The organism is Prochlorococcus marinus str. MIT 9211, assembly GCF_000018585.1.
In the GTDB taxonomy this organism is placed as follows: domain Bacteria; phylum Cyanobacteriota; class Cyanobacteriia; order PCC-6307; family Cyanobiaceae; genus Prochlorococcus_D; species Prochlorococcus_D marinus_B.
Map to the genome: position 1 here is coordinate 1,101,836 of NC_009976.1, position 22,497 is coordinate 1,124,332.

Annotated in this window: 26 protein-coding genes; 15 read left to right on the plus strand and 11 right to left on the minus strand. The window is 36.4% G+C overall.

Annotated features, from left to right (window positions below; translation table 11 throughout):
- Positions 1 to 62 precede the first annotated feature (62 nt).
- Both P9211_RS05935 and trxB read left to right on the plus strand, forming a co-directional pair.
- Positions 63 to 389 carry a hypothetical protein gene (locus P9211_RS05935; protein ID WP_225866195.1) on the plus strand — a complete coding sequence of 109 codons (327 nt, stop codon included), beginning with the start codon at positions 63 to 65 and terminating at the stop codon, positions 387 to 389.
- A 132-nt stretch (positions 390 to 521) separates the two neighbouring features.
- A complete protein-coding gene (gene trxB, locus P9211_RS05940; protein ID WP_012195776.1) occupies positions 522 to 1,913 on the plus strand; it encodes a thioredoxin-disulfide reductase in 1,392 nt (463 codons plus the stop codon).
- Positions 1,914 to 1,920: 7 nt separating this feature from the next.
- On the opposite strand, the gene infA is transcribed toward trxB, so the two are convergent.
- The 4 genes from infA to petM form a co-directional block, all read right to left on the minus strand.
- Entirely contained in the window at positions 1,921 to 2,202 is a 282-nt protein-coding gene (gene infA, locus P9211_RS05945; RefSeq protein ID WP_012195777.1) for a translation initiation factor IF-1, read from the minus strand.
- A gap of 72 nt (positions 2,203 to 2,274) precedes the next feature.
- A complete protein-coding gene (locus P9211_RS05950; protein WP_012195778.1) occupies positions 2,275 to 2,490 on the minus strand; it encodes a hypothetical protein in 216 nt (71 codons plus the stop codon).
- A gap of 66 nt (positions 2,491 to 2,556) precedes the next feature.
- Complete coding sequence (locus tag P9211_RS05955) at positions 2,557 to 3,519, minus strand: NmrA family NAD(P)-binding protein (RefSeq protein ID WP_012195779.1); 963 nt, start codon at positions 3,517 to 3,519, stop codon at positions 2,557 to 2,559.
- Between the two features lie 64 nt (positions 3,520 to 3,583).
- Positions 3,584 to 3,682: a cytochrome b6-f complex subunit PetM gene (gene petM, locus P9211_RS05960; protein ID WP_012195780.1), complete on the minus strand. Its 99-nt coding sequence runs from the start codon at positions 3,680 to 3,682 to the stop codon at positions 3,584 to 3,586.
- 95 nt (positions 3,683 to 3,777) lie between these two features.
- Here petM and P9211_RS05965 point away from each other — a divergent pair, with 95 nt between their 5' ends.
- Together P9211_RS05965 and ilvN are read left to right on the plus strand one after the other, a co-directional pair.
- Entirely contained in the window at positions 3,778 to 4,722 is a 945-nt protein-coding gene (locus tag P9211_RS05965; protein WP_012195781.1) for an alpha/beta fold hydrolase, read from the plus strand.
- 16 nt (positions 4,723 to 4,738) lie between these two features.
- Complete coding sequence (ilvN, locus tag P9211_RS05970; RefSeq protein ID WP_012195782.1) at positions 4,739 to 5,269, plus strand: acetolactate synthase small subunit; 531 nt, start codon at positions 4,739 to 4,741, stop codon at positions 5,267 to 5,269.
- Between the two features lie 24 nt (positions 5,270 to 5,293).
- On the opposite strand, the gene P9211_RS05975 is transcribed toward ilvN, so the two are convergent.
- Together P9211_RS05975 and P9211_RS05980 are read right to left on the minus strand one after the other, a co-directional pair.
- Complete coding sequence (locus P9211_RS05975; RefSeq protein WP_225866196.1) at positions 5,294 to 5,941, minus strand: peptidylprolyl isomerase; 648 nt, start codon at positions 5,939 to 5,941, stop codon at positions 5,294 to 5,296.
- 72 nt (positions 5,942 to 6,013) lie between these two features.
- Positions 6,014 to 6,565 (minus strand): photosystem I assembly protein Ycf4, encoded by a 552-nt coding sequence (locus tag P9211_RS05980; protein WP_012195784.1) that lies wholly within the window; start codon positions 6,563 to 6,565, stop codon positions 6,014 to 6,016.
- Between the two features lie 206 nt (positions 6,566 to 6,771).
- Between P9211_RS05980 and psbD the strand changes: the two genes are divergently transcribed.
- Positions 6,772 to 7,848 (plus strand): photosystem II D2 protein (photosystem q(a) protein), encoded by a 1,077-nt coding sequence (psbD, locus tag P9211_RS05985; protein ID WP_012195785.1) that lies wholly within the window; start codon positions 6,772 to 6,774, stop codon positions 7,846 to 7,848.
- Complete coding sequence (psbC, locus tag P9211_RS05990) at positions 7,832 to 9,214, plus strand: photosystem II reaction center protein CP43 (protein WP_012195786.1); 1,383 nt, start codon at positions 7,832 to 7,834, stop codon at positions 9,212 to 9,214. Before psbD ends, psbC begins: the two co-directional genes overlap by 17 nt.
- A 106-nt stretch (positions 9,215 to 9,320) precedes the next feature.
- Here the strand turns inward: psbC and P9211_RS05995 are convergent, their stop codons facing one another.
- Positions 9,321 to 9,965, minus strand: coding sequence for a nucleoside triphosphate pyrophosphatase (locus P9211_RS05995; protein ID WP_012195787.1), 645 nt, complete (start codon positions 9,963 to 9,965; stop codon positions 9,321 to 9,323).
- 80 nt (positions 9,966 to 10,045) lie between these two features.
- Here P9211_RS05995 and P9211_RS06000 point away from each other — a divergent pair, with 80 nt between their 5' ends.
- The 7 genes from P9211_RS06000 (at position 10,046) to P9211_RS06030 (ending at position 16,815) form a co-directional block, all read left to right on the plus strand.
- Positions 10,046 to 10,420: an Npun_F0494 family protein gene (locus P9211_RS06000; RefSeq protein WP_012195788.1), complete on the plus strand. Its 375-nt coding sequence runs from the start codon at positions 10,046 to 10,048 to the stop codon at positions 10,418 to 10,420.
- 26 nt (positions 10,421 to 10,446) lie between these two features.
- Entirely contained in the window at positions 10,447 to 11,931 is a 1,485-nt protein-coding gene (locus P9211_RS06005) for a cobyric acid synthase (protein WP_012195789.1), read from the plus strand.
- A 3-nt stretch (positions 11,932 to 11,934) separates the two neighbouring features.
- Complete coding sequence (locus tag P9211_RS06010) at positions 11,935 to 12,180, plus strand: 2Fe-2S iron-sulfur cluster binding domain-containing protein (RefSeq protein WP_012195790.1); 246 nt, start codon at positions 11,935 to 11,937, stop codon at positions 12,178 to 12,180.
- A 352-nt stretch (positions 12,181 to 12,532) separates the two neighbouring features.
- Complete coding sequence (locus P9211_RS06015) at positions 12,533 to 13,633, plus strand: nucleotidyltransferase family protein (protein WP_225866197.1); 1,101 nt, start codon at positions 12,533 to 12,535, stop codon at positions 13,631 to 13,633.
- 218 nt (positions 13,634 to 13,851) lie between these two features.
- A complete protein-coding gene (locus P9211_RS06020) occupies positions 13,852 to 14,853 on the plus strand; it encodes an NAD-dependent 4,6-dehydratase LegB (RefSeq protein ID WP_012195792.1) in 1,002 nt (333 codons plus the stop codon).
- The gene (locus P9211_RS06025; RefSeq protein WP_012195793.1) at positions 14,853 to 16,076 is read left to right on the plus strand and encodes a LegC family aminotransferase; all 1,224 of its coding nucleotides are present in this window, start codon (positions 14,853 to 14,855) and stop codon (positions 16,074 to 16,076) included. The genes P9211_RS06020 and P9211_RS06025 overlap by 1 nt, the downstream gene beginning before the upstream one ends.
- A gap of 7 nt (positions 16,077 to 16,083) precedes the next feature.
- Positions 16,084 to 16,815, plus strand: coding sequence for a cytidylyltransferase domain-containing protein (locus P9211_RS06030; protein ID WP_012195794.1), 732 nt, complete (start codon positions 16,084 to 16,086; stop codon positions 16,813 to 16,815).
- 6 nt (positions 16,816 to 16,821) lie between these two features.
- Here P9211_RS06030 and P9211_RS06035 read toward each other — a convergent pair whose 3' ends face one another.
- The 4 genes from P9211_RS06035 to P9211_RS06050 all read right to left on the minus strand — a co-directional run bounded on the left by P9211_RS06035 (position 16,822) and on the right by P9211_RS06050 (position 20,666).
- Complete coding sequence (locus P9211_RS06035) at positions 16,822 to 17,469, minus strand: 4'-phosphopantetheinyl transferase family protein (RefSeq protein WP_012195795.1); 648 nt, start codon at positions 17,467 to 17,469, stop codon at positions 16,822 to 16,824.
- Positions 17,466 to 18,647: a UDP-N-acetylglucosamine 2-epimerase gene (gene neuC / locus P9211_RS06040; RefSeq protein WP_012195796.1), complete on the minus strand. Its 1,182-nt coding sequence runs from the start codon at positions 18,645 to 18,647 to the stop codon at positions 17,466 to 17,468. The genes P9211_RS06035 and neuC overlap by 4 nt, the downstream gene beginning before the upstream one ends.
- Complete coding sequence (neuB, locus tag P9211_RS06045) at positions 18,640 to 19,653, minus strand: N-acetylneuraminate synthase (protein WP_012195797.1); 1,014 nt, start codon at positions 19,651 to 19,653, stop codon at positions 18,640 to 18,642. The genes neuC and neuB overlap by 8 nt, the downstream gene beginning before the upstream one ends.
- Before the next feature lie 407 nt (positions 19,654 to 20,060).
- Positions 20,061 to 20,666, minus strand: coding sequence for a hypothetical protein (locus P9211_RS06050; RefSeq protein ID WP_012195798.1), 606 nt, complete (start codon positions 20,664 to 20,666; stop codon positions 20,061 to 20,063).
- A gap of 405 nt (positions 20,667 to 21,071) precedes the next feature.
- Here P9211_RS06050 and P9211_RS06055 point away from each other — a divergent pair, with 405 nt between their 5' ends.
- Together P9211_RS06055 and P9211_RS06060 are read left to right on the plus strand one after the other, a co-directional pair.
- Entirely contained in the window at positions 21,072 to 21,668 is a 597-nt protein-coding gene (locus P9211_RS06055) for a hypothetical protein (protein ID WP_012195799.1), read from the plus strand.
- A 194-nt stretch (positions 21,669 to 21,862) separates the two neighbouring features.
- Complete coding sequence (locus tag P9211_RS06060; protein WP_012195800.1) at positions 21,863 to 22,441, plus strand: hypothetical protein; 579 nt, start codon at positions 21,863 to 21,865, stop codon at positions 22,439 to 22,441.
- Positions 22,442 to 22,497: the final 56 nt, after the last annotated feature.

The following is a 22,497-nucleotide window of genomic DNA, read 5'->3' on the forward strand; positions in this document are numbered from 1 at the left end:
CCTCAAAAGCCAGTAAATTCATAAAAGGTATAAAGATTTTATTAAGGCAATAATTCTATTTGTTGATAAAACTCCAATTTGTACAAATAGAAACAAGATTTTGGACCTTGGCATGTAAGGGTATGCCCGTTGGGGGATTAACTATGGAAAGTTTTTTTAAAAGAAGAATTAACATTGCTACTGGCTGGGCTTCTAGCAGAATTGCCCTATTAGATAGCATTGAAAGCTATGAAGACAGCTATGCAATAACTCAGGAGTTTAAAGAGTGGATAATTTGTTTAGAAAGCAAGTCTGATGAGATACATTCATCAGTACTTAAATTTCCTAAGCCTCTGATCAATTCAATTGCAGATGAAGCCTCGGAAACCGACGAGCTCCTTGAATTATAAAGAAATTGCAAATAAAACCTAGGGAATCTTTAAAAGCTTTTCTTGTCTGAAATTTCTTTCTAAATAGCTATTCTTTTAAAAATGCTGGATTGAATTATTCTTAAATTCCTCAACTTTATTGTTCGCCTTTAAATGATGGGCGAAAAAAATACCAACGATTCAACACACATTGAGAATGTTGTGATAATTGGCTCTGGCCCAGCTGGATATACAGCTGCAATTTATGCAGCGAGAGCAAACCTGCAGCCATTATTAGTTACTGGTTTTGCAAAAGGAGGGATCCCAGGGGGGCAATTGATGACAACTACATTTGTCGAAAACTTTCCTGGATTCCCTGATGGAGTGCTTGGGCCCGAGTTAATGGATCTAATGAAGGCTCAAGCATTACGTTGGGGGACAAATCTTTTAGAAGCTGATGCAGAGGAGATTGAACTGAAGAAACCTCCCTTCATAATAAAAACAACAGAAGAAACTATTAGAACGAATTCTTTGATAATTGCTACTGGAGCAAGAGCCAACAAACTCGGCATACCTAGTGAAGTGCGTTTCTGGAGTCGAGGAATTAGTGCTTGCGCAATTTGTGATGGAGCGACTCCACAATTTAGAAACGAAGAACTAGCAGTTGTTGGAGGTGGAGATTCCGCCTGTGAAGAAGCGGTATATCTAACGAAATATGGAAGTCATGTACATTTACTTGTTAGATCAAATCAGCTAAGAGCAACTGCATCAATGTCTGATCGAGTAATTTCGAACCCTCAGATCAGCGTTCATTTTGAGACTGAATTGCTTGATGCAGAAGGGAAAGATTGGCTTGAAAAAGTTCTCATAAAAAGAAAAGGTTCCAACCAAACAAGAAGCATCAGTGTCAAAGGTCTGTTTTATGCGATAGGACATACACCAAACATTGATCTATTAAAAAACCAACTTGAAATAGATAATAAAGGCTACATAATTACAAAAGATGGAAGGCCAGAAACTTCTATAAATGGTGTTTTCGCAGCAGGTGATGTAGCAGATAAGGAATGGCGTCAAGGTATCACTGCTGCAGCAAGTGGGTGCAAGGCTGCCTTGGCAGCGGAAAAGTGGCTTAGCAAAGAAAATCTTGCCTCACTTATCAAACGTAAGAATTCTGAACCTGAGCCGAGTCCTAAAAATAAATCAACTCAAACCACAACAGAAGAAACATTTAGCGAAGAAGCTATTTGGCAAAAAGGCAGTTATCCGTTAAGGAAGCTCTATCACGAATCAAATAAACCTCTTTTAATTGTTTATACATCTAAAAGTTGTGGCCCATGCCATGTCCTAAAGCCTCAGCTTAAAAGAGTACTTAATGAACTAAAAGGACAAGCGCTTGGAGTTGAAATTGATATAGAGCTAGATACAGAAATAGCTAAACAAGCTGGGGTAAATGGAACACCAACTGTTCAACTTTTTAAGTCTAAAAAGCTCCACAATGAGTGGCAAGGTGTTAAGCAAAGAAGTGTTTTCAAAGAGGAAATAATCAACTTGCTGAAAAAAGATTAACTTCCAACTATTTTCTTCTAGGTCCTCCTGGACGATTACCGCTTGACTTAGGGCCACCCCTACCTCCTCCTGCTCCAGCATTACGTTCTCTATATGTAATTCTTCCTCTGGTTAGGTCATATGGGCTTATCTCAACTAAGACCTTGTCTCCAGCAAGCAACTTAATTCTAAATTTAGTAAGTTTCCCAGCTGCACGGCACAAACACTGATGGCCTTCAGGCTGTTCTAGAGTTACCAAATAAAAACCATTGCCTTGCTCTTTTTCAATAACTCCTGAAGTTTCAATCATTCTGTTTACTTAAAACCTATTCGAATAAATTTATTCTATTAAAAACATTATGCACAGAGCAATATACAAAAGCTAACCCAACACTTCTTGTAGCTCTCTTACAGTCTGCAATTGTCCATAGTAATAATTTGCTCTTGCTCGACGATCACAATCCTCTAAACCATCAAAAGCATCAAAGCCTAGCTTTCTCCACAATTCATTGCCACAAGCTTTGTCGAGTTCATTTGCTGCTTCTAAAGAAAGGTTGTCCAACCTTCGATTGAGATTTTTAATTTGCGCGGCAGACATTTGCACCTATCAACTTACCGATAGTACAAATAAACTATGAGCTTGCAAGTCTTTTTCATGTTTTCCCTAAAAAGGTAATTTCTTCCTTTGCTCTTTGTTCAGATCTGTTTCCATTTCTCGAAGTCGCTTAAGAATTAAGTCGTAATATTCTTTGACGTAGGACTCTATCTCAGTTGTTTCAGAGGGATCAAGGCCAAAAACTCTATAGGACTCTTCCATTGAAGAGTCCAAAGTGATTCCACTACCACTTACATCTGCAAAAGAAAGTCGCTCAGCTACGTTTACAGTGGGTTCAAAAAAAGAAACCATTGTTTTAGCAATATCGATAAGGAAAGGGGAAACTCTTAAGACCCTGGCGGTTTTATTACTATATTTTTCACACAATTTGACCAGCTCATCAGCATTCCAAGCCTTTGGACCTACAACTGGAAATGATTTCCTAACAGTTGCTTCCCTACTTAAAGCTGCTACTGCGAAACGCGCCATATCCTGAGTGTTCATATAAGCAATTGGACCTGTAGTACCACTTATCCACACTGGCTGGCTATCAAGGATCGGAATAGCAAATTGACCTATGACCCCTTGCATAAAAGCAGCACCTTTAAGGATTGTGTAATCAAATGATGAGTCTTCAAGCAACCGTTCGGTGCAATATTTGATATCCATCAGTGGGACATTCCTAAACTTTTCAGCGGCAAGCAAAGAAAGAAATACAACCCTCTTCACTCCAATATTTTCACAAGCTCTAAAAAGATTTAGCTTTCCATCCCAATCAGTTTCATAAACACTTTTAGGATCTTCAGGCCTACTAGTAGATGAATCTATAACTGCATCAACACCTTTTAGGGCATATTCAATAGAGTCTTGTTTAAGCAAGTCTCCTTGAGTTAGTTCGCATCCCCACTCTTGAAGGAAAGATGCGCTTCTGGGCTTGCGCACCATGCATCTCACTTGGTAACCAGCGTCAATAGCCTTCTTGGCTATTTGACGCCCAAGTGTCCCTGTCCCGCCGATAACCAGAACCTGCATCCGAAAGCTAATCGTGAGTGAGCAGCTTAATTGAACCGCTGCGAAATGGAGAGATAAGGAATGCTCAATCTCCTTGTAGCTTTAGCAAAATAGCACCGCCCAATAGTCCAACTGGGATTAACACCCAGAAGACTGCAGCGGTTCCAAAAATCTCTGAAGCCATTTAAAGAATCTAATTCATTTGACTATTTAAACCCCTAACATTTAAATCCCAAAGCAATTCATCCCCAACAGCAATAAATAGTCCATTATTTCCCAATGTCATATTTTAAAAATAAAAATCCAAAGTGGGGTAAAAGCCAAACATGGGCCTGGAAAGGCATTCAATGTCACTGGCGAGTCCTTGGAGAAAAGAACAAACAACCACTACTCTTAATTCATGGATTTGGTGCTAGCAGCGATCATTGGCGAAACAATGCTCATTTCTTCGCAGAGTCTGGTTTTCGTGTTTATGGCATGGATTTAATCGGTTTTGGGAAATCAGAACAACCAAGCACATCAATAACTAAACGTCTAGATAATAAATTTTGGTCTGAGCAAATTGCAGATTTCTTGCGAGAAATAGTTCTCAAAAATGAAAATCAGAAGGCAATCCTTATTGGGAATTCTTTAGGTGGGCTAGCAGCTGTAACAGTATCAAGGTTTCATTCAGAGCTTGTATCGGCTGTAATTGCGGCACCCTTACCTGACCCTATATTCATGCAATCAATTTGTATAAAACTTCCAAGTTGGCTGGTAAGACTGAAAAAGTATTTCGTTCATATTTTTTTTAAACTACTTCCACTAGAGATTTTTATCCCATTAATTGTAAAAACAAGATTACTTAAATCAGCTCTTCAACTTGCTTATTATAAATCTATAAAGTCTGATGTAGAACTCCTGCGAATTGTTAAACAACCTGCAAAAAGATCAACAGCAGCAAGAGCTCTTAGGGCGATGTGTATTGGTATGTCTACTCGAAACATTGTCCATACAGCTCCTCTATTGCTAGAAAGCATTGCTAAAAGTCCCAATCAATCTCCAATTCTCCTTGTGTGGGGAAGGCAAGACAAATTAGTGCCTTTAAATATTGGTCGAAAAATAATAAAGGAGTACCCTTGGTTGAAATTATTAATTTTGGAGAATACTGGTCATTGTCCTCATGACGAGTCTTCAGATAAATTCAATCAATACGTTTTAAATTGGTTGAAATTAAATCTATAAAAGCATTACAAACATTATGAAGCACACCCTTTCAGTACTAGTAGAAGACCAGTCAGGTGCTCTAAGTAGAATTTCAGGTTTATTTGCACGAAGAGGCTTCAACATAGAAAGTTTGGCTGTTGGTCCTGCAGAAGCCAAAGGGATATCAAGGTTGACAATGGTTGTTGAAGGGGACGAAGAAACTCTTCAACAAATGACCAAACAACTCGACAAGTTAGTAAATGTACTAAACGTAATTGACCTGACCAGGCTACCAGCAGTGGAAAGAGAGCTAATGTTACTAAAAGTCTCTGCAAAAAAAGATGCTAGAAAAGACATTTTAGATCTAGTTCAAGTCTTCAGAGCAAAAGTTGTCGATGTATCTGATGAGGCACTCATTCTTGAGGTGGTTGGGGACCCTGGCAAACTAGTTGCATTAGAGAAGTTATTGAAGCCTTATGGAATTCTTGAAATTGCTAGAACCGGAAAAGTCGCATTAAAAAGGGCCTCTGGAGTCAATACAGAAATGCTGAAATCAACTTCATCGGGAATTAATTTACCTGCATAAGAATCCAAGTTCTATATAAAGGTTCTAATTATGATCGACTTTATTCTTAACCCTTAGAATATAATCTCCTTCTTTAATTTTATCTACTATATCCATACCTTTAACTACTTTCCCAAAGACAGAATATCTACCATCTAACTCTGGCAAATCTCTTAAAACAATATAGAACTGAGAACTTGCAGAACCCATGGATTCAGATCTTGCCATCGCCAGGGAACCCCTTACATGCATTAGTTGAATCCTTCTAAATTGATCTTGATTAGTAAGGAGTTGGTTATAACGAGGTGAGTCCTCATTTTTTAGCTTAATTTCTAAAGGTATAAAACGTGAATTCCCTTTCTTAGGGTCTATAAAATTGCCAGTTCCTAAAAGATTTTTATTGGCCTTAATATTTTTAGAAAGCGGGTCTCCACCTTGAACAATAAATGGCATAGGTGATTTGATTACCCTATGAAAAATAGTGCCATTATATACTCCTCGATTGGCTAAATCAAGGAAATTTCCAGATGTCAACGGAGAAGATTCACCATCCAACTCAAAAATAATCTTTCCTCTATTAGTAATCACCTCAATGTATTTTGTACCCTTAAGGCATTGAATTTCTTTATATGGGCAAATTTGCAAAGTTGAATTTTTCTTATGAACCTGACCTGTAATACCGCAAGAAGACAAGGTAAAGGCAAATAAGCAAGTAAAGATTAAAGAGCCTTTTCTACAAAAGAAGTTCATCAAATATTTAGGCTTTTAAGTAGTCAATCCTTCCAAATTAACCTCGAGGAATCTTGCTAATTCTGCTCCTTCTTGCTCTAATTCTAATAAAGGTCGAGGTTGACTTCCTCCACTTATAGGCAAATCTTTTCTACCTCTCAGTTTTAAACATATTCTTCTTTTTGCATTAAAACCATCTTTTATCTCCATTTTGACAGCCTGAATATCTTTTAGAGGTATCTCAACCACAAGTTCTTTAAAAAAACCTCTTCTGGAAATAATTAAAACCCCTTTATTTTTATCAAATGAATTAAATCCAGATCCAAAGTCAACTCTAACCAAAGACCAGAGATATATAGCCATCAAACTGCCAACGATGCCATAAAGCCCCATAATTAACCCTTGAGGTACAAAAATTAATGTTGAAGGACTTCCCATAGGGAGTAAATCTTTACCAAAGTAACTTGAGCCAGAAGCAAGTAAAAAACCAGTTCCCCCAATAGTGAGCATTGAGGCGACTACATAATTCGAAATTTTTTTTGATCCTTTAATACTTTGTTCAAGACAGGTTTCTGGAAAGTTTTCCATTTAGATAGGCTCCTTGATATCGGCTGAAATATCAGACCAGTACTGAATACTATTGTCTAAAAAATAGCCTGTATTGGCCACAAAAACCATTTTTTGGACGATTAGCAATACAACAAGGGATTTCATCTAATAAAAATATCCCCCGAGACGTTGCCTAAATTGTTAAAGTTCTCGGCGTATCCCAAAAGCTAAGCAACGTTGTTCTCATGACGATAGCTGTTGGTGGCGCCCAAGAAAGAGGATGGTTTGACGTCCTTGATGACTGGCTTAAGCGCGACCGATTCGTATTTGTTGGTTGGTCTGGTCTTCTACTTTTTCCTACTGCCTATTTGGCAATAGGGGGGTGGTTCTTAGGCACAACCTTTGTTACTTCCTGGTACACACATGGTGTAGCCAGCTCTTACCTAGAAGGTTGTAATTTTCTTACAGCTGCAGTTAGCACCCCTGGTGATGCCATGGGTCATAGCCTTCTATTCCTTTGGGGACCTGAGGCACAAGGCAGTCTTGTTCGTTGGTTACAACTTGGCGGTCTATGGAACTTTGTAGTTCTCCATGGAATATTTAGCCTTATAGGCTTCATGCTTCGTCAATTTGAAATCGCAAGACTTGTTGGAATTCGTCCCTACAACGCTCTTGCATTTTCTGCTGTAATTGCCGTTTATACAGCTTGCTTCCTTATATACCCACTAGGTCAGCACAGCTTTTTCTTTGCTCCTTCTTTTGGGGTAGCAGCAATTTTCCGCTTCATCCTCTTTATTCAAGGTTTCCATAACATCACTCTTAACCCATTTCACATGATGGGAGTTGCGGGAATTCTTGGAGGTGCGCTTCTTTGTGCAATTCATGGAGCCACTGTGCAGAACACTCTGTATGAGGACACGAGTATTTATACGGGTGGCAAAGCTCAAAGTACTACTTTTAGAGGTTTTGACCCAACTCAAGAAGAAGAGACCTACTCCATGGTTACTGCTAATCGCTTTTGGAGTCAGATCTTTGGAATTGCCTTCTCAAACAAGCGCTTCCTTCATTTCTTAATGCTCTTCGTACCTGTAATGGGTATGTGGTGCGCTGCTATTGGCATCGTTGGTTTAGCCCTAAACCTAAGGGCCTATGACTTTGTTAGCCAAGAAATTCGCGCTGCTGAAGACCCTGAGTTTGAAACGTTCTATACCAAAAACATTCTTTTAAATGAAGGTATGAGAGCCTGGATGTCTTCTGTGGATCAGCCACACGAAAACTTTGTATTCCCTGAGGAGGTACTCCCACGTGGAAACGCCCTTTAATAATCTTCTAAAAGCTCCCAATCAAAGTATTGAAGAGACGGGTTATGCCTGGTATGTAGGTAATGCTCGTCTAATCAATCTTTCAGGAAGATTGCTTGGAGCTCACATAGCCCATACAGGACTAATGGTCTTTTGGGCAGGAGCCATGATGCTCTATGAAGTTAGTCACTTCACCTTCGACAAACCAATGTGGGAGCAAGGTTTAATCCTTTTGCCTCATGTAGCCATGTTTGGTTATGGAATTGGACCGGGTGGAGAAGTTGTTGATGTAATGCCATATTTCCAGGCAGGTGTTGTTCACCTTGTAGCTTCAGCAATCCTCGGATTTGGTGGTATTTACCATGCCCTTGCAGGTCCTGAAAAATTAGAAGAGGAGTTCCCATTCTTTTCAACTGACTGGAGAGATAAGGACCAAATGACAACCATTCTTGGCCGTCATTTATGTGTTCTTGGCTTAGGAGCAATAGCTTTTGCCGCTAACTGGCAATTCCTTGGTGGTCTCTATGACACATGGGCTCCAGGCGGTGGTGAGGTGAGATTAATCACACCTACAACTGACCCTGGTATCATCTTCGGCTACCTTTTCCAGACCCCTTGGGGAGGAGGAGGAAATATGGTGGGAGTTAATTCAGTTGAAGATATTGTTGGTGGCCATTACTACCTAGGAATCATCGAATTAATAGGTGGTCATTTTCACATGCAAACCAAACCTTTTGGATGGGCGAGAAGAGCCTTCATTTGGAATGGCGAAGCTTTACTTAGCTATGCCCTAGGTGGGTTATGTGTAGCAAGCTTCTACGCATCTGTATTTGTTTGGTTCAACAACACTGCCTATCCTTCAGAGTTTTACGGACCAACAAACGCTGAAGCCTCTCAAGCGCAAAGCTTCACATTCCTTGTCAGAGACCAGCGGATAGGTGCAAACGTTGGAACCACAATGGGTCCTACTGGTTTAGGTAAGTATTTAATGCGTTCTCCAACTGGTGAAATCATCTTTGGCGGAGAAACAATGCGTTTTTGGGACTTCCGTGGTCCTTGGCTTGAACCATTAAGGGGTGAAAACGGTCTAAGTTTAGATAAAGTTCAAAATGATATACAGCCTTGGCAAGTTCGTCGAGCTGCTGAATACATGACGCACGCTCCTAACGCTTCTATCAACTCAGTTGGTGGAATCATTACTGAGCCTAATGCAGTTAACTTTGTAAATCTCCGTCAGTGGCTTGCATCAGCCCACTTCTTCTTAGGATGGTTTACATTTGTTGGCCACCTATGGCATGCAGGAAGAGCCAGAGCTGCTGCGGGCGGCTTTGAAAAAGGTATCGATCGCAAGAACGAGCCTGCCCTTTCAATGCCTGATTTGGACTAAGAAGTTCCTATCATCAACAGAAAAAAGCCCTCAAATTAATTTGAGGGCTTTTTTAGTAAAAACAACTTAAATAAAAAGAATAAATTAAGTAATCCTCAAGAATTAATCAGTTTAGTTCTCTTGAATAAAGTCCTGATCTATTTAAAGCATTATTCAGCCATGGAAGACTTAGGCCTATAACATTGCTATAGCAACCATCAATAGAATTAATAAACAAGGCCCCTTTCCCCTCTATTGCAAATCCACCTGCACATTCCATTGGTTCATTACTGTCTACATAATCTTTTATTTCTTGATCAGAAACTTTTGCAAAGTTTATTTTTGTACTGACTACTTCCTTAATCAAACCCTGAAAACCTTTTGAGCCAGATCTTTCAATTAAAGGTTCATGAAAAATCAAGCAATGACCTGTATGCAAAATTCCACTATTAGAAGACATCTTTTGCCAACGATTAATGGCATCTTGAAGAGTATTAGGTTTTCCATAAATCTCCCCATCAAACTCGAATAGCGAGTCACAACCAAGTACAAGGAAGAAGTTGTCTGAAGTATTTTGTGTTTGATATTTTTTAGAAACCTTAGAAGCCACAGATTTTGCTTTAGCAATAGCTAGTGATAGAGCTAAAACCTTAGGATGCGATGAACAAAACTTGCTCTCATCAACATCACTTACAATCACTTCATGAGAAATATTGACCTGATCCAACAAATTACTGCGTGCTTTAGAAGCAGAAGCAAGAATAAGAGTCATAAAATAATCCTCTGTGAGAAGCGAATAGGATTTGAACCACAAAGACCATTGAAATTAAAACTATTTTTTTTCTAGATGCAATGAATTTAATTGATAATCAAATTCTTGTTCGATCTACTAGAGCAATTAAATGCCTTGCATTAAATCAAAATTTCTATAAAGATATTGATTCCAATGGATTAACAGCTAAAGAAGTACTTGATATGAAGGAAAAATATTTGAAGACTAATTTACATAGGTTTCAAAGCTCTGAAGCACTAGAAGATACTTTTCGCTGGCTAATCATATTAGGCGTACTAAGAAGAGAGGTTGATGGTCAAGGCTTAACCTCAAAAGTTCGACTAACACCATTAGGTCGACAAATTCTTGTCAAATGTCCTGAGCTACCAATTCAAAAAGCCAATTTCTTTGAGAAGGCTACAGATTTTCTCGTTCGAATATTTAGTTTTCTGTGAAACAATCCTCAGCAAAAAAAGCATTAATGATTCTTGGGACATCAAGCGGTTCAGGGAAATCTTTAATGGCTACAGCTATTTGTAGATTCCTGCAAAGTCATGGTGAAACAGTCTTGCCATTTAAAGGGCAAAATATGAGTAACAATGCATGGGTAGACAAGAATAATTGTGAAATGGCCTACTCCCAGGCTGTACAAGCATGGGCAGCAAAAATAGATCCCTTATGTTGCATGAATCCAATATTGCTAAAGCCAAAAGGTGATTCTATTAGTGAGGTGATTCACCTAGGTAAAAGTGTTGGAGTGACTAAGGCCAGAGAATACTACGAAGACTGGTTTGCTCCAGGCTGGAAAGCAATTCAAAAAGGATTAAAAGAACTCAAATCTATCCATCCGCAAGGCAGACTGATAGTAGAAGGTGCTGGTAGTCCAGTAGAAATAAACCTCAAGCACAGAGACCTAACCAATTTACGTTTGGCACAATATATAAATGCCAACTGCCTATTAGTTGCAGATATTGAGCGAGGGGGTGTTTTTGCTCAATTAATAGGTACTCTTGCACTTCTTAGCTCAAGTGAAAGAAAACTAATAAAAGGAATAATAATTAATCGATTCAGAGGTGATTCATCTCTATTTGATACCGGTCGAGAATGGATCGAGAAGGAAACAGGCATTCCTGTCTTAGGAGTAATGCCATGGCTAAATGAGCTCTTCCCAAAGGAAGACTCCTTGGATTTAATTGAAAGAGCTAAGAAAAAAAAATCAGCAGAAATTAACATCGTTGCCATAAGATTAAGTTCAATAAGCAATTTCTCTGACTTAGATCCACTAGAAGCAGAGTCAACAATTAATATTCAATGGGTATTACCAGGTGGTTTACTTGGTAAACCAGATGCTGTGATTATCCCTGGCAGCAAAGAAACACTAAAAGACTTACAAGAATTAAAAGCGAGTGGGCTTGGAGATCAAATAAAAGATTATGCGATGAGTGGCGGTAATGTTTTAGGAATATGTGGAGGACTTCAAATTCTTGGTGAAAGTCTGGAAGAAACTTATTGCGGTGAGAACTTACAGGCAGGCAAATCTTCTCTAAAGCTAGAAGGTCTAAATTTACTGCCAATTAAAACAATCTTTAAACCTAAGAAGTCCCTTATCAATAGGGAGGTATTGGCTTTGTGGCCAGCAAAGTGTCAAGTTGAAGGTTTTGAGATTCATCATGGCATTAGTCATCTCAATAATGTCAAAAGCAATGAAACAAAACCATTCGCAGAAGACCCACTACTTGGTTGGGTTATATCAGATCCTGAGTCAGGAATTATTTGTGGTACTTATCTTCATGGTGTATTTGAAAATGGAGAATGGCGAAGACATTGGATGAATGAAATAAGACAGAGGAAAGGGTTGCCTTTGCTAGGGATAAGAGAAGTTAACTATCGACATGAAAGAGATGAGATTATAAATCGACTAGCAGATTCATTCGCTAAGAATATCGATTTATCGCCGGTCCTATAAGAGATGAAGAGAGGACATGTTCACATAAAATGGCCTAATGGTTCTGAGTCAACTGTAAAAATTGGTTCTGACTGGCTGAAAGAAGCTAATAAGGTAGGGGTAGAAATCCCTACTGGATGCCTTAATGGTAGCTGCGGGGCTTGTGAGATCGAGGTTAACGGAGAAGTTATAAGGGCTTGTATAAGCTCAATTCCCAGCCAGGAAACAGGGCTTCTAGATGTAGAGTATTCGATCGACCCTTATTGGTAAGATGAAAATATGTTATGTGTAGATATTGAATCAATAGGTATTATTTTTTACAATAATATTCTTCCTAGGTAGTATCGTTATCAGAGATCTATTGTTTAAAGTAGAGCCGAGAATTAGAACTTATATTATTCTATTTTATTGATAAGGGGGAAGAGGTCTGATGGATTAAAAAAGCTAGTATTGCGAGTAAAGTATAATATAGATTTATCAAATAAGAGGAATACTTTCAACGTAAAGCGCATACTAAAGATCAAATATTCTTAATAGGAAACTAAAGACCCAACCTAGTCCTTGAAGGAAAAGCTCTAAAGTCTATTTCTAATTTACGTAGTAAGTCCCTCAATTAACTAGAATGATAACGTTAGTCGAGGATTTCATAGGAAAAGCCTATATGGTTGATTTCAAGAAAGCATGCATAAATTATTCTTCTAGCGCATTAGAAGCACTAGAGGTAATTAATTCAAGCAATCATGCCTACATAGCACTTGTGGTAGATGATTCTAATCTTCTTATCGGAACAATAACTGATGGAGATATCAGACGAGGGCTATTAAAGGGAAAAACACTGGAAGCAAAAGCTACAGACTTTATGAATAGGAATTTCGACAGCATTGATCAGCGAGAAGTTTCTAAATCATTAATTAATCAGAAATTTAAAAATGGGATCAATCAATTGCCAGTAATTGATAACGAAGGGAAGATAGTTGGATTAATAATGAGGGAAGGTCAGACAAAGGAATGTCTTAGTACTAAGCCAAATTCAGTAGTAATAATGGCTGGAGGTAAAGGTTCTAGACTAAAACCACATACAAATAATTGTCCTAAACCAATGCTTCATGTTAATGGAAAGCCTATAATAGAAATAATAATAAGAAATTGTATAGATTTTGGCTTAACCAAGTTCTTTATTTCTGTAAACTATTTAAAAGAGCAGATAATAAACCATCTAGGGGATGGATCTACTCTAGGGGTAGATATAGAGTATCTATACGAAGACATGCCATTAGGTACAGCAGGTTCACTTCATTTACTGCCAAAGGATATTAAAGAAACAATACTAATATTAAATGGTGATGTACTAACTAATTTAAATTTACATGGTTTAATTAATTTTCATCAAGAGAATAATGCTGATATTACTCTATGCGCAAGAGAAGAATCCACATTGATACCTTATGGAGTAATTAAGCTAGATGGTATTAACGTAGAAGAGTTAAAAGAGAAGCCAATACATTCATACCTAGTAAACGCTGGCATATACCTAATCAATCCTGGCATTCTAAGATTAATTGAGTCTAACTCCTATTTAGATATGCCAAACCTGATATTAAAGGCTAAGAAAAATGGATCGCATATTATTGCATTTCCTATTCATGAATACTGGATAGATGTGGGAAGACCAGAGACTCTTAAGCAAGCACACAATGAATGGAGCGTTAATGATAATATTTAACTTATAAAATTTCCTCTATAGTAAATTTTATTTGGGATATAAAGTCGTGGAATGAATTCTATATAGTATTATAATATAATGATTAAGTCATAGCTATTACAATTAACCATTTCAAAATAGTACTTATATGAATACAGTTTTCAACTCAAAACCAAGCAGCGTCCATCAGGAGTATATGAAAGCTACTTTACCCGTTGAAAGTACTGTATTGGCTACCAATGACTAGGAAAGTACTGGTTACTGGTGCGGACGGGTTTATAGGCTCTCATCTGGTAGAGAGCTTGCTAGACAATGGCTATGAGGTTAAACCTTTTTGTTTCTATAATTCAAGTGGGAGCTGGGGATGGCTAGAAGAGCTATGTGATGAAAAAAGCAAGGAGCTTGATGTCTTTTTAGGTGATATAAGAGACCCTGTTTGTGTCAAGGAAGCCATGAAAGGATGCGACATGGTATTCCACCTCGCAGCACTAATAGGAATTCCTTATAGCTACATAGCCGCTAGAAGTTATATAGAAACAAACATTATTGGCACACTAAATGTATTAGAGGCAGCAAAAGATTTAGGGGTTTCGAAAATAATTCACACGTCTACGTCAGAAACATATGGTACGGCACAATCTGTTCCTATAAATGAAAAGCACCCACTCTCTGGCCAATCTCCATATTCTGCAAGTAAAATCGGGGCTGACCAAATTGCTCTTAGCTTTTGGCATAGCTTCAACATTCCCGTAACTGTTATACGTCCATTTAATACTTTTGGCCCTCGCCAGAGTAATAGAGCTGTAATACCTACGATTATTAGTCAAATTGCATCAGGTGCAAAAAAAATTGAACTGGGCTCGCTTTCGCCAACAAGAGACTTTACTTATGTGTTAGATACATGCTCAGCCTATATAGCAATCGCCAATAGCAATAAAGTCACTGGGAAGGTAATTAATGCTGCTAGTAATTTTGAAATATCAATTGGTGATACAGCAAGCTTAATTGCATCTTTAATGCAATCTAAAGTAGATCTTTGTACTGATTCAAAGAGAATTAGGCCAATTAATTCAGAGGTCAACAGGTTATATGGAGACAATAGTCTTATAAAAGACTTGACAGATTGGCAGCCTAAATTCTCTGGTAAAAATGGATTTAATAATGGCCTTAAAAAGACTATAGAGTGGTTTCAAAAACCATATAACCTAAGTAAATATAAGCACAATATTTACTCAATATAATGTCTGATCTCCTAATTGCAGATGAAATATTAGATTCCATAAAGAAGGTTACAGGTGTCCCTTCTGATTCAACTTTTATTGGGTTGCATGAACCTCTATTTAAAGAGACTAATGCTTATAAATATGTCAAAGAATCTCTAGACAGTGGATGGGTAAGCTCTTCAGGCGAATGGGTTGAGCGATTTGAGAACGCGATTAAGAATTATACAAATTCAAATCATTGTATAGCAGTAAACAATGGAACAGTCGCACTTAGACTTGCATTACATTTAGCAGGAGTAAAGCCTGGGGAAGAAGTTATACTTCCACCACTAAGTTTTGTCGCAACGGCCAATGCTATTTCACATCTGGGGGGAGTCCCACATTTTGTAGATATTGAACGTGAAAATCTTGGTTTATGCCCAGTAGCTCTTAGGGTTAGATTAAATAATATCTGTGAGGAAAAGAATGGCTCATTAATTAATAAAGAAACTGGCAGAAAAATTGCAGCTGTAGTTCCTGTTCATGTTTTTGGAACTCCTGCAAAAATTCTATCCTTAAAGAAAGTATGTGACGATTTTAATCTACCTATGATTGAAGATGCTGCTGAAGCATTAGGAAGTTTTAAAAAAATTGAACACCAATGGTTACATTGTGGTTTGATAGGTGAGATAGGAATCCTTAGCTTTAATGGCAATAAAATTATAACTACTGGAGGCGGGGGCGCATTATTGACAAATAATGCTGAGTTAGCAGTTAAAGCAAGGCATCTTTCAACAACTGCAAAGTTAAAACATAAGTGGGATTTCAACCATGATGAGGTTGGTTGGAATGATCGCTTGCCAGGCATAAATGCAGCAATTGGCGTAGCTCAATTAGAGGAACTAAGCTCCCGAATAGAAATGAAAAGAGTATTATTCCAGAAATATCTTAAAGAGTTGGGCTCTCTAGAAAATACTCAGATATTAAAAGAACCGCACAATTGCAAGAGTAATCATTGGTTAATAACATTACGTTTATGCATGAAAGATACTATAGAGATAAATCAAGTAAGAAATGAGCTTCTAACCAAATCTCACGAATTAGGGATACAATTAAGGCCTTCATGGAAGCCTATTCATATGCTCCCAATGTATAGAGATATGCCTAAAGGAGAACTAATTAATATAGAGAATGAATTCAATAGACTAATAAATCTTCCAAGTAGTCCACAAATACTAAGTAAAAAGATTATGAAAAATTGATAAGTAAATGAATTTAAGTAAATCAAACTTACTTTTCATTGTACCTGCTCGTAAGGGTAGCAAAAGAATCCCTAACAAGAATAGATTGCTAATTGAAGGCTACTCTCTAGCTGAAAGGTCTATTGCTACTGGAGAACAAATAGGTAATCTTCTTGGGATAGACTATGAAATAGTTTTATCAACAGATGACGAGTATCTAATAAAGAATACAAGGCAATATCAGAACCTAAAAAAGGTTTTAAGACCTCCAGAATTAGCAAAAGACAGTACTCGTATGTTAGACGTAATAAATAATATTTTTGAAAACCATGGAAATGAAAATACACTTACAATTTTGCTCCAACCTACAACACCTTTTAGAGACACAAAGCGTATCGCCAAATATATAAAATCTGTGTATTCCAAAAATATTAATCGACAGGTAACTATTGTTGCCACTCGTTTATGTAAAGAAAAGCCTGCTCATATATATAGTTTAAAGGGAAAAAAGTTGCATCCAATATTGCCCGAGCTAGCACTTCAATCCTATAACAGCCAAGAGCTTGCTAATTATTATGTACTTACTGGGGGGTTATATGTTTTCTGGAAGAAGTTTTTCTACCCAAAAAAGACATTAATCCATGGTGAGACGTATAATTTCAAAGTAAGGGGTAAATACGCTCTAGACATAGATACCAAGGAAGATATTAAAAGATTAGTTAAGTATACAGATATTAAAGAATCACATATACCTAAATAAATTATATTACTTCTGGCAAATAATAATGGGTTCATTGATTAAACTTTTATCATAAGCAATAGCGGTATACCAAGATTCAAAATGAATAATTTTTAGAGCAATTGTAAATCCCAATATTTTATGAACTGCGAGGTTCGATTCCTTATAGAACACCCAATTCGGCATATCACTAGCAATATTACCTTTTTGCCATTTAATTGCTGCTTCGTTTAAAACCCATTTCTCAAGAATTGCTTTACGAAAACCTTCTTCACTTAATTCATCAAGTGAGTGATCTTCCTGCTTCGAGAAGTAACGGTTATTGAGCTTATTTGCTTGCAGATTCCTATCAACTCTCTCAATGTCAACTCCAATTGATCTTGAAGACCACCCAATAAAAAGCCTGTCATTACAATGGCTAAAGCTTATATTACCCCATCCACTACTTAACTCAGGTGGTTTCCCTGGAGGAGCATATAAAGGTATATCTAAAGGGGATATTTTCCAAAGGTCTCCTAATGCTGAACGTACATGTCCTCTTGAATGTTTAAATTGAAGAGATCTTCTTGGAGATAGTCCAATTGACCAGTCTTCCTCTTGTTTAGAAATTACTTTAAGCGGAGCATTTACTCGAAAGGACCAAAGCGCTATTTCGTTAGATGCTGCCCTTTTCATCGTAGATTAAAATCTAAATCAAAAAATTTTTTTCTTAGCAATTTTTCTATTTTGAGATTAGTCAATATGTACAATATCTTTTGTACGGCTTCTCCTTCTCCATAAGGATTAGAATTATCATTTAGTAATTCCTGAAACTCTTTTGTATATATAGTAGATATTGAGTTATGTATTAAATCTGCATCGGCTCTCACATTAATTACACTTTTTGCTGTCAATCTACCTTTTTGCCTTTCTCCAATGTTTATTGTACCTATATTGAAAGAGGGTGCCTCTATAAGTCCACTTGATGAGTTTCCAATAACTGCATCGACATGAGACAGACAGGAAAGATACCGTAATTGGCCAAGGGATTTAAATGCAATAGCCGAATCATTTTCATTAACATATGAATTTATTATTTCTGTGATCCTGAAATTACCAGGGTCAGCATTAGGTAGAGTGAAAATCTGAAGAGTATTTTCCAGTCGAGATAATGCTTTTATTAGTTCAACGACCTCTGATTCTGTTTGCTCTGATGAAGAAAGAGTTAAGGGATGGTATGTAATTATAAGATTTCTTTTGAGAAAATTTATTCCAATATCTTTCTCTAGATCTGCCCTACTTAAGAGATTTATTTTGTCAATTGCATCTACGCCTAACCCCCCTACATTATGCACATTAGAAGGTTTCTCACCTAATTGAATGACACGCTTACGATATTGCTCTGTAGCTACAAAGTGAATATGGGAAAGTTTAGTTAAACAATGCCTTATATTATCATCAAATGATCCTTCAGTTATTTCTCCTCCATGAATATGTGCAATTGGAATTCTGTGAACCATTGCTGCAGAAGCTGCTCCAAGTAATTCATAACGATCTCCTAATAATACGATTAAATCAGGTTTCATCCGCTCAAATGTGCCTGAAGCCTTAGTTATAATCTCTGCAAGAGAGAAACATGTAGATGAATTTGTATCTTCTTTTAAATCTATTTCAATTTCACTATCTATCAAAAAACCGTCTTTAATAATTTCATCTTTTGTATACCCATGTATTCTGGATAAGTGACTTCCAGTAACAACTAACTGAAGCGAAAGATCTCTTGATTGTTCAACTTCCTTCATTAAACATTTCAACAGTCCGTATTCAGCTCTTGTTCCAGTAATAAAACAAATTTTGTTTTTGCGTTTATTCATAATCTAATTCTATTATCTGATCTATACCAAATGATTTGGTGGCTTTTTGACCTAATACTTCTTCTAATCTCATGGGAGATATACCAGTTCCAGGTCGTTTAATACCAACATTTTCTTCAGTGAATAAATCACCTATCTTAATTTCATTTATAGCAACCAATGATTTTCTAACAATCTTGGCATTTTCTTTTTCAATAAGGGAGATATCCTTCACTCCAGAACCAAGTGCTAAATCTATTGATCTAATAGATTTTACCATTTCTTTTAATTCTATAGGCTCTAAACTTGCTTTATGGTCTGGCCCTTCCATTCCTCTATCTAATGTAAAATGTTTTTCTATAATATTTGCCCCAAGAGCTACAGCTGCTATCGGTATTTCTATGCCCATAGTGTGATCAGAGTAGCCTACATTAACACCAAAATTCTTCTTCAGTGTAGTTATAAAATTTAGATTAACTATTTCTTTTGGTGCTGGATATTCGCTAATACAATGAAGGAGGTTGACATTATTTTTCTTACATCCGCCTTTATATAAAATATTCAATGCTGCCTCAATTTCTGTTAATGTTGACATTCCTGTAGATAGGATAATCGGTTTAGCAAAAGAAGCTGCTCTTTCTAAATAAGGAAGGTTTGTTATCTCTCCGGAAGGGATCTTTAAATAATCAATGTTTAGTCTCTTGAGGAATTTTATCGCATCTATATCAAAAGGACTAGATAAAAAACCTATATCATGATTAGCACATTCCTTTATAAGAGTATAATAATCATCTTCTTTTAATTCTAGTTTTCTAAGCATATCTAACTGAGTTTGACTGACTAAGTTATTTCTATTTTGGTAACTTGCACAATCGGAAAATTTAGTAACTAGTTTATCAGCAACAAAGCTCTGAAATTTCACATAATTAGCTCCAGAGTCTGCTGCTACTTTAATAAGTTTCTTTGCCAAAGAAATATCACCATTATGGTTTACTCCTGCTTCAGCTATTACAATTGTATTGTTCATTTAAGTTTGAGAAGAATTGGTAATCATTAATAAGAGCTGGTAGAAATAAATAGTCTCGTTATGTGAAATAGTATATAAACTATAATATATCATAATTATTTTTTCTTATTTATAATGTCAAAGATGTAAATATAATGATCTAGCTTACAAATAAAAAAACATGCTTCATGTCTAGCAACATTGATAAATAGCCTTGAGCGAGCATTTATTGGTAAATTAACTTAGAGAGATTTGGAGCAACTATATCTTTTCACTTTCATCTTTCCTTTCGAAATTATAATTACATCTTCATTATAAGATAACTTGACCATGAACTTGATTGCTTAGTTATTTATATGAGTTAAATTTAATTTTATAATAATCTCTTAGAGTTAAATTTTCTTTTTATAGCCAGTAAATAAATTTATCTAAAACTGGTATTTGTCATATGTATTAAAGTCACTAGGAGATGAAGATGAGTTGCTATTCTGATTTGAGTTTATAGGTTTCATTCCACCTCCCATTCCGCTGCTCATTTGCCTACTACCCCTAGTAGCAGCTTGAATCGATTCAGGTGTAATTATGAGTGAGAGATAATACATTCCCCCAGATTTACAAGCTCCACCAAACTCAGCACCTTTCACCAGTCCGCTAGAACTTGTGCGAATTGAGCATGTAACCTTTGTTACTTCAGAGTAATTAATATTCTCAACATCATTCTCAACGGTAATGTTTTGCATCTCCTCATTATCATCAGAACAAATATCTACAAGATCAGTTCCTTCCCAAAATCTTACCAATTCGCGCCTAGCGGCTGTTTCTGCCCTTTTTCTAGCAAGTAAAAGCAAAGATGGGTTCTCTCCAGGAGCTCTAACTGCTGCAGTGCCGCGAAATTTGAAATTACCAGCATCATCTACTTGTACAGCTTCTACTCCAACACCAGGAGCTCCTTCACAAGTTGGCAATGCATATGCAGAGACAGGAAAGCAAAGGACTAGCAAGAGGCTAGGGATAGCATGAGAGCTTTTTATCATTTAATGCAGATCTGTTTAATTAAGGTTTAGATTAGCAAAACCATGCAAATTTTCAGAATTGCGTACGGTATTTATTCGAGAAAATGCATTCAATTCCCAATCCGGGTTCTTAATGCTCTAAAATTTCTATTATTTTCTAAAGGAAAAAACGGTTGAACTTATTTTAATACTCAAACTTCTCAATAAGCATAACCTTTTGAAATTGAGCTTATTTTATAATTGTCCTTATGGGGGAGCGGCCTATAATAAAAGCAGACTACAGTTGGCCTTTAAAGCAAGAGAAGGGTTGTAGATTAAAATAAGCCTTGACTGCTTTTAACAAAACAAGATCTACAAGCTCTTGAAATGCAAACTTCTAGAGTTGTTAGAATCAGCAACGTCAATTAAAAAAAGTCTTCTTTTACCATGTTTATTATCTTGAAGAAAATATTACTTTTAATTGGTTTTTTCTCAATTATTGGTCCTAATTTTTCTGCTGATGAAATTACCTATAAAGCCAATAAAAAACATAGCGGCAATAAGTCAATAAATACATTTATAGCGGAAAATAAAAATGTCAAAGTTGTTGTCATTGAAGGATTTGGATCCGATTTCCCCGAAGCGGCTCAAAATGCAGCAAAAAATGCCTTAATGCAAGTAGTTGGATCTTTTATTGATACAGAAACAATTATGAAAATGCAGACTGAAATTAATAATGGCATTAATTCAGAAGCTGATGTTAATTTTGAATTCAAATCTAATGAGGATTATACAGAAGAGATAAAAGAGTATTCTCAAGGTTCTATAAAGTCATTTAGAATTCTTGAACGAAGGACTGAGAATGGTCTTTACATTGTAAAAGCTAGAGTTGATATAAGAATCGAAGATTTCAAAGCATATGTAAAGAAGTTAGCCTATGGTTCCCAAGAGGTTTCTATAAACCTATTCGCCAAAGCTGCCGCGGAAACGGAGAACCTATCGTCCAAGTATGACCTTTTGGTAAATAAGGTTTTTACCCCCTGAGGAATGGTGAAGTTTATGAAATTGATCTGGATGAACCAATAAATGTTCTAGATTTTTGGGCTTCAGATTATTGCAAAAAAAACCCTACCTATTCCTACTGTAAAACGAATGGAGTTTTAGCTGGATGGAATAGTAAGACAACTTTTATTTTCCCTTTTCAAATTAAATTGAAAAGAAACTTCAAAGACAATATTATGAATATACTAGATAACATTAGTGATCAAAAGAAAATAGCCTTTAGTAGTACTAGCCCAAATTCTAAATTAGGTGGCGGTGCTAATGACCACTTCCTTACTATATTTGATACAACTTCTCCACAAGTAAAACAGACTGTTTATCGGATTAATGATATCTATGAACACATGAGAGATGAATATAATGAGAAAAATCTGTATAATTACTGGATATGGAATTTATATAAAAACAGCAAACGAAGTTATGATGATGTATCTTACTTTAACCCTATTAGAATAAAGCTACTTGACTCTTATGGAAATGTTTTAAATTCAAAGAACTACTCTGTACACTCTAGTTCTAGTACTTTAGGTTATAGCAAAGGAATTAATCTTACAGAAGTAGGCTGGCATGGAGTAAAAAGTTGTGATACATGCTACGGCTTATATCAATACTTACCAACATTCTCTCTTTGGGCTGGTGGTATAAATAGAGAGCAAGTTATATTTACGAGTAGAAAGTATCTTATGGCAATAAATATTGATTTGGATACATTAAAAATACTTAAAAAAGTTGAAATTGATTTTGTAGATAATTAATTTATAGTCTTATTTATATCTTGAATATTTATCTTTTTAAATCAATATAAAAGACA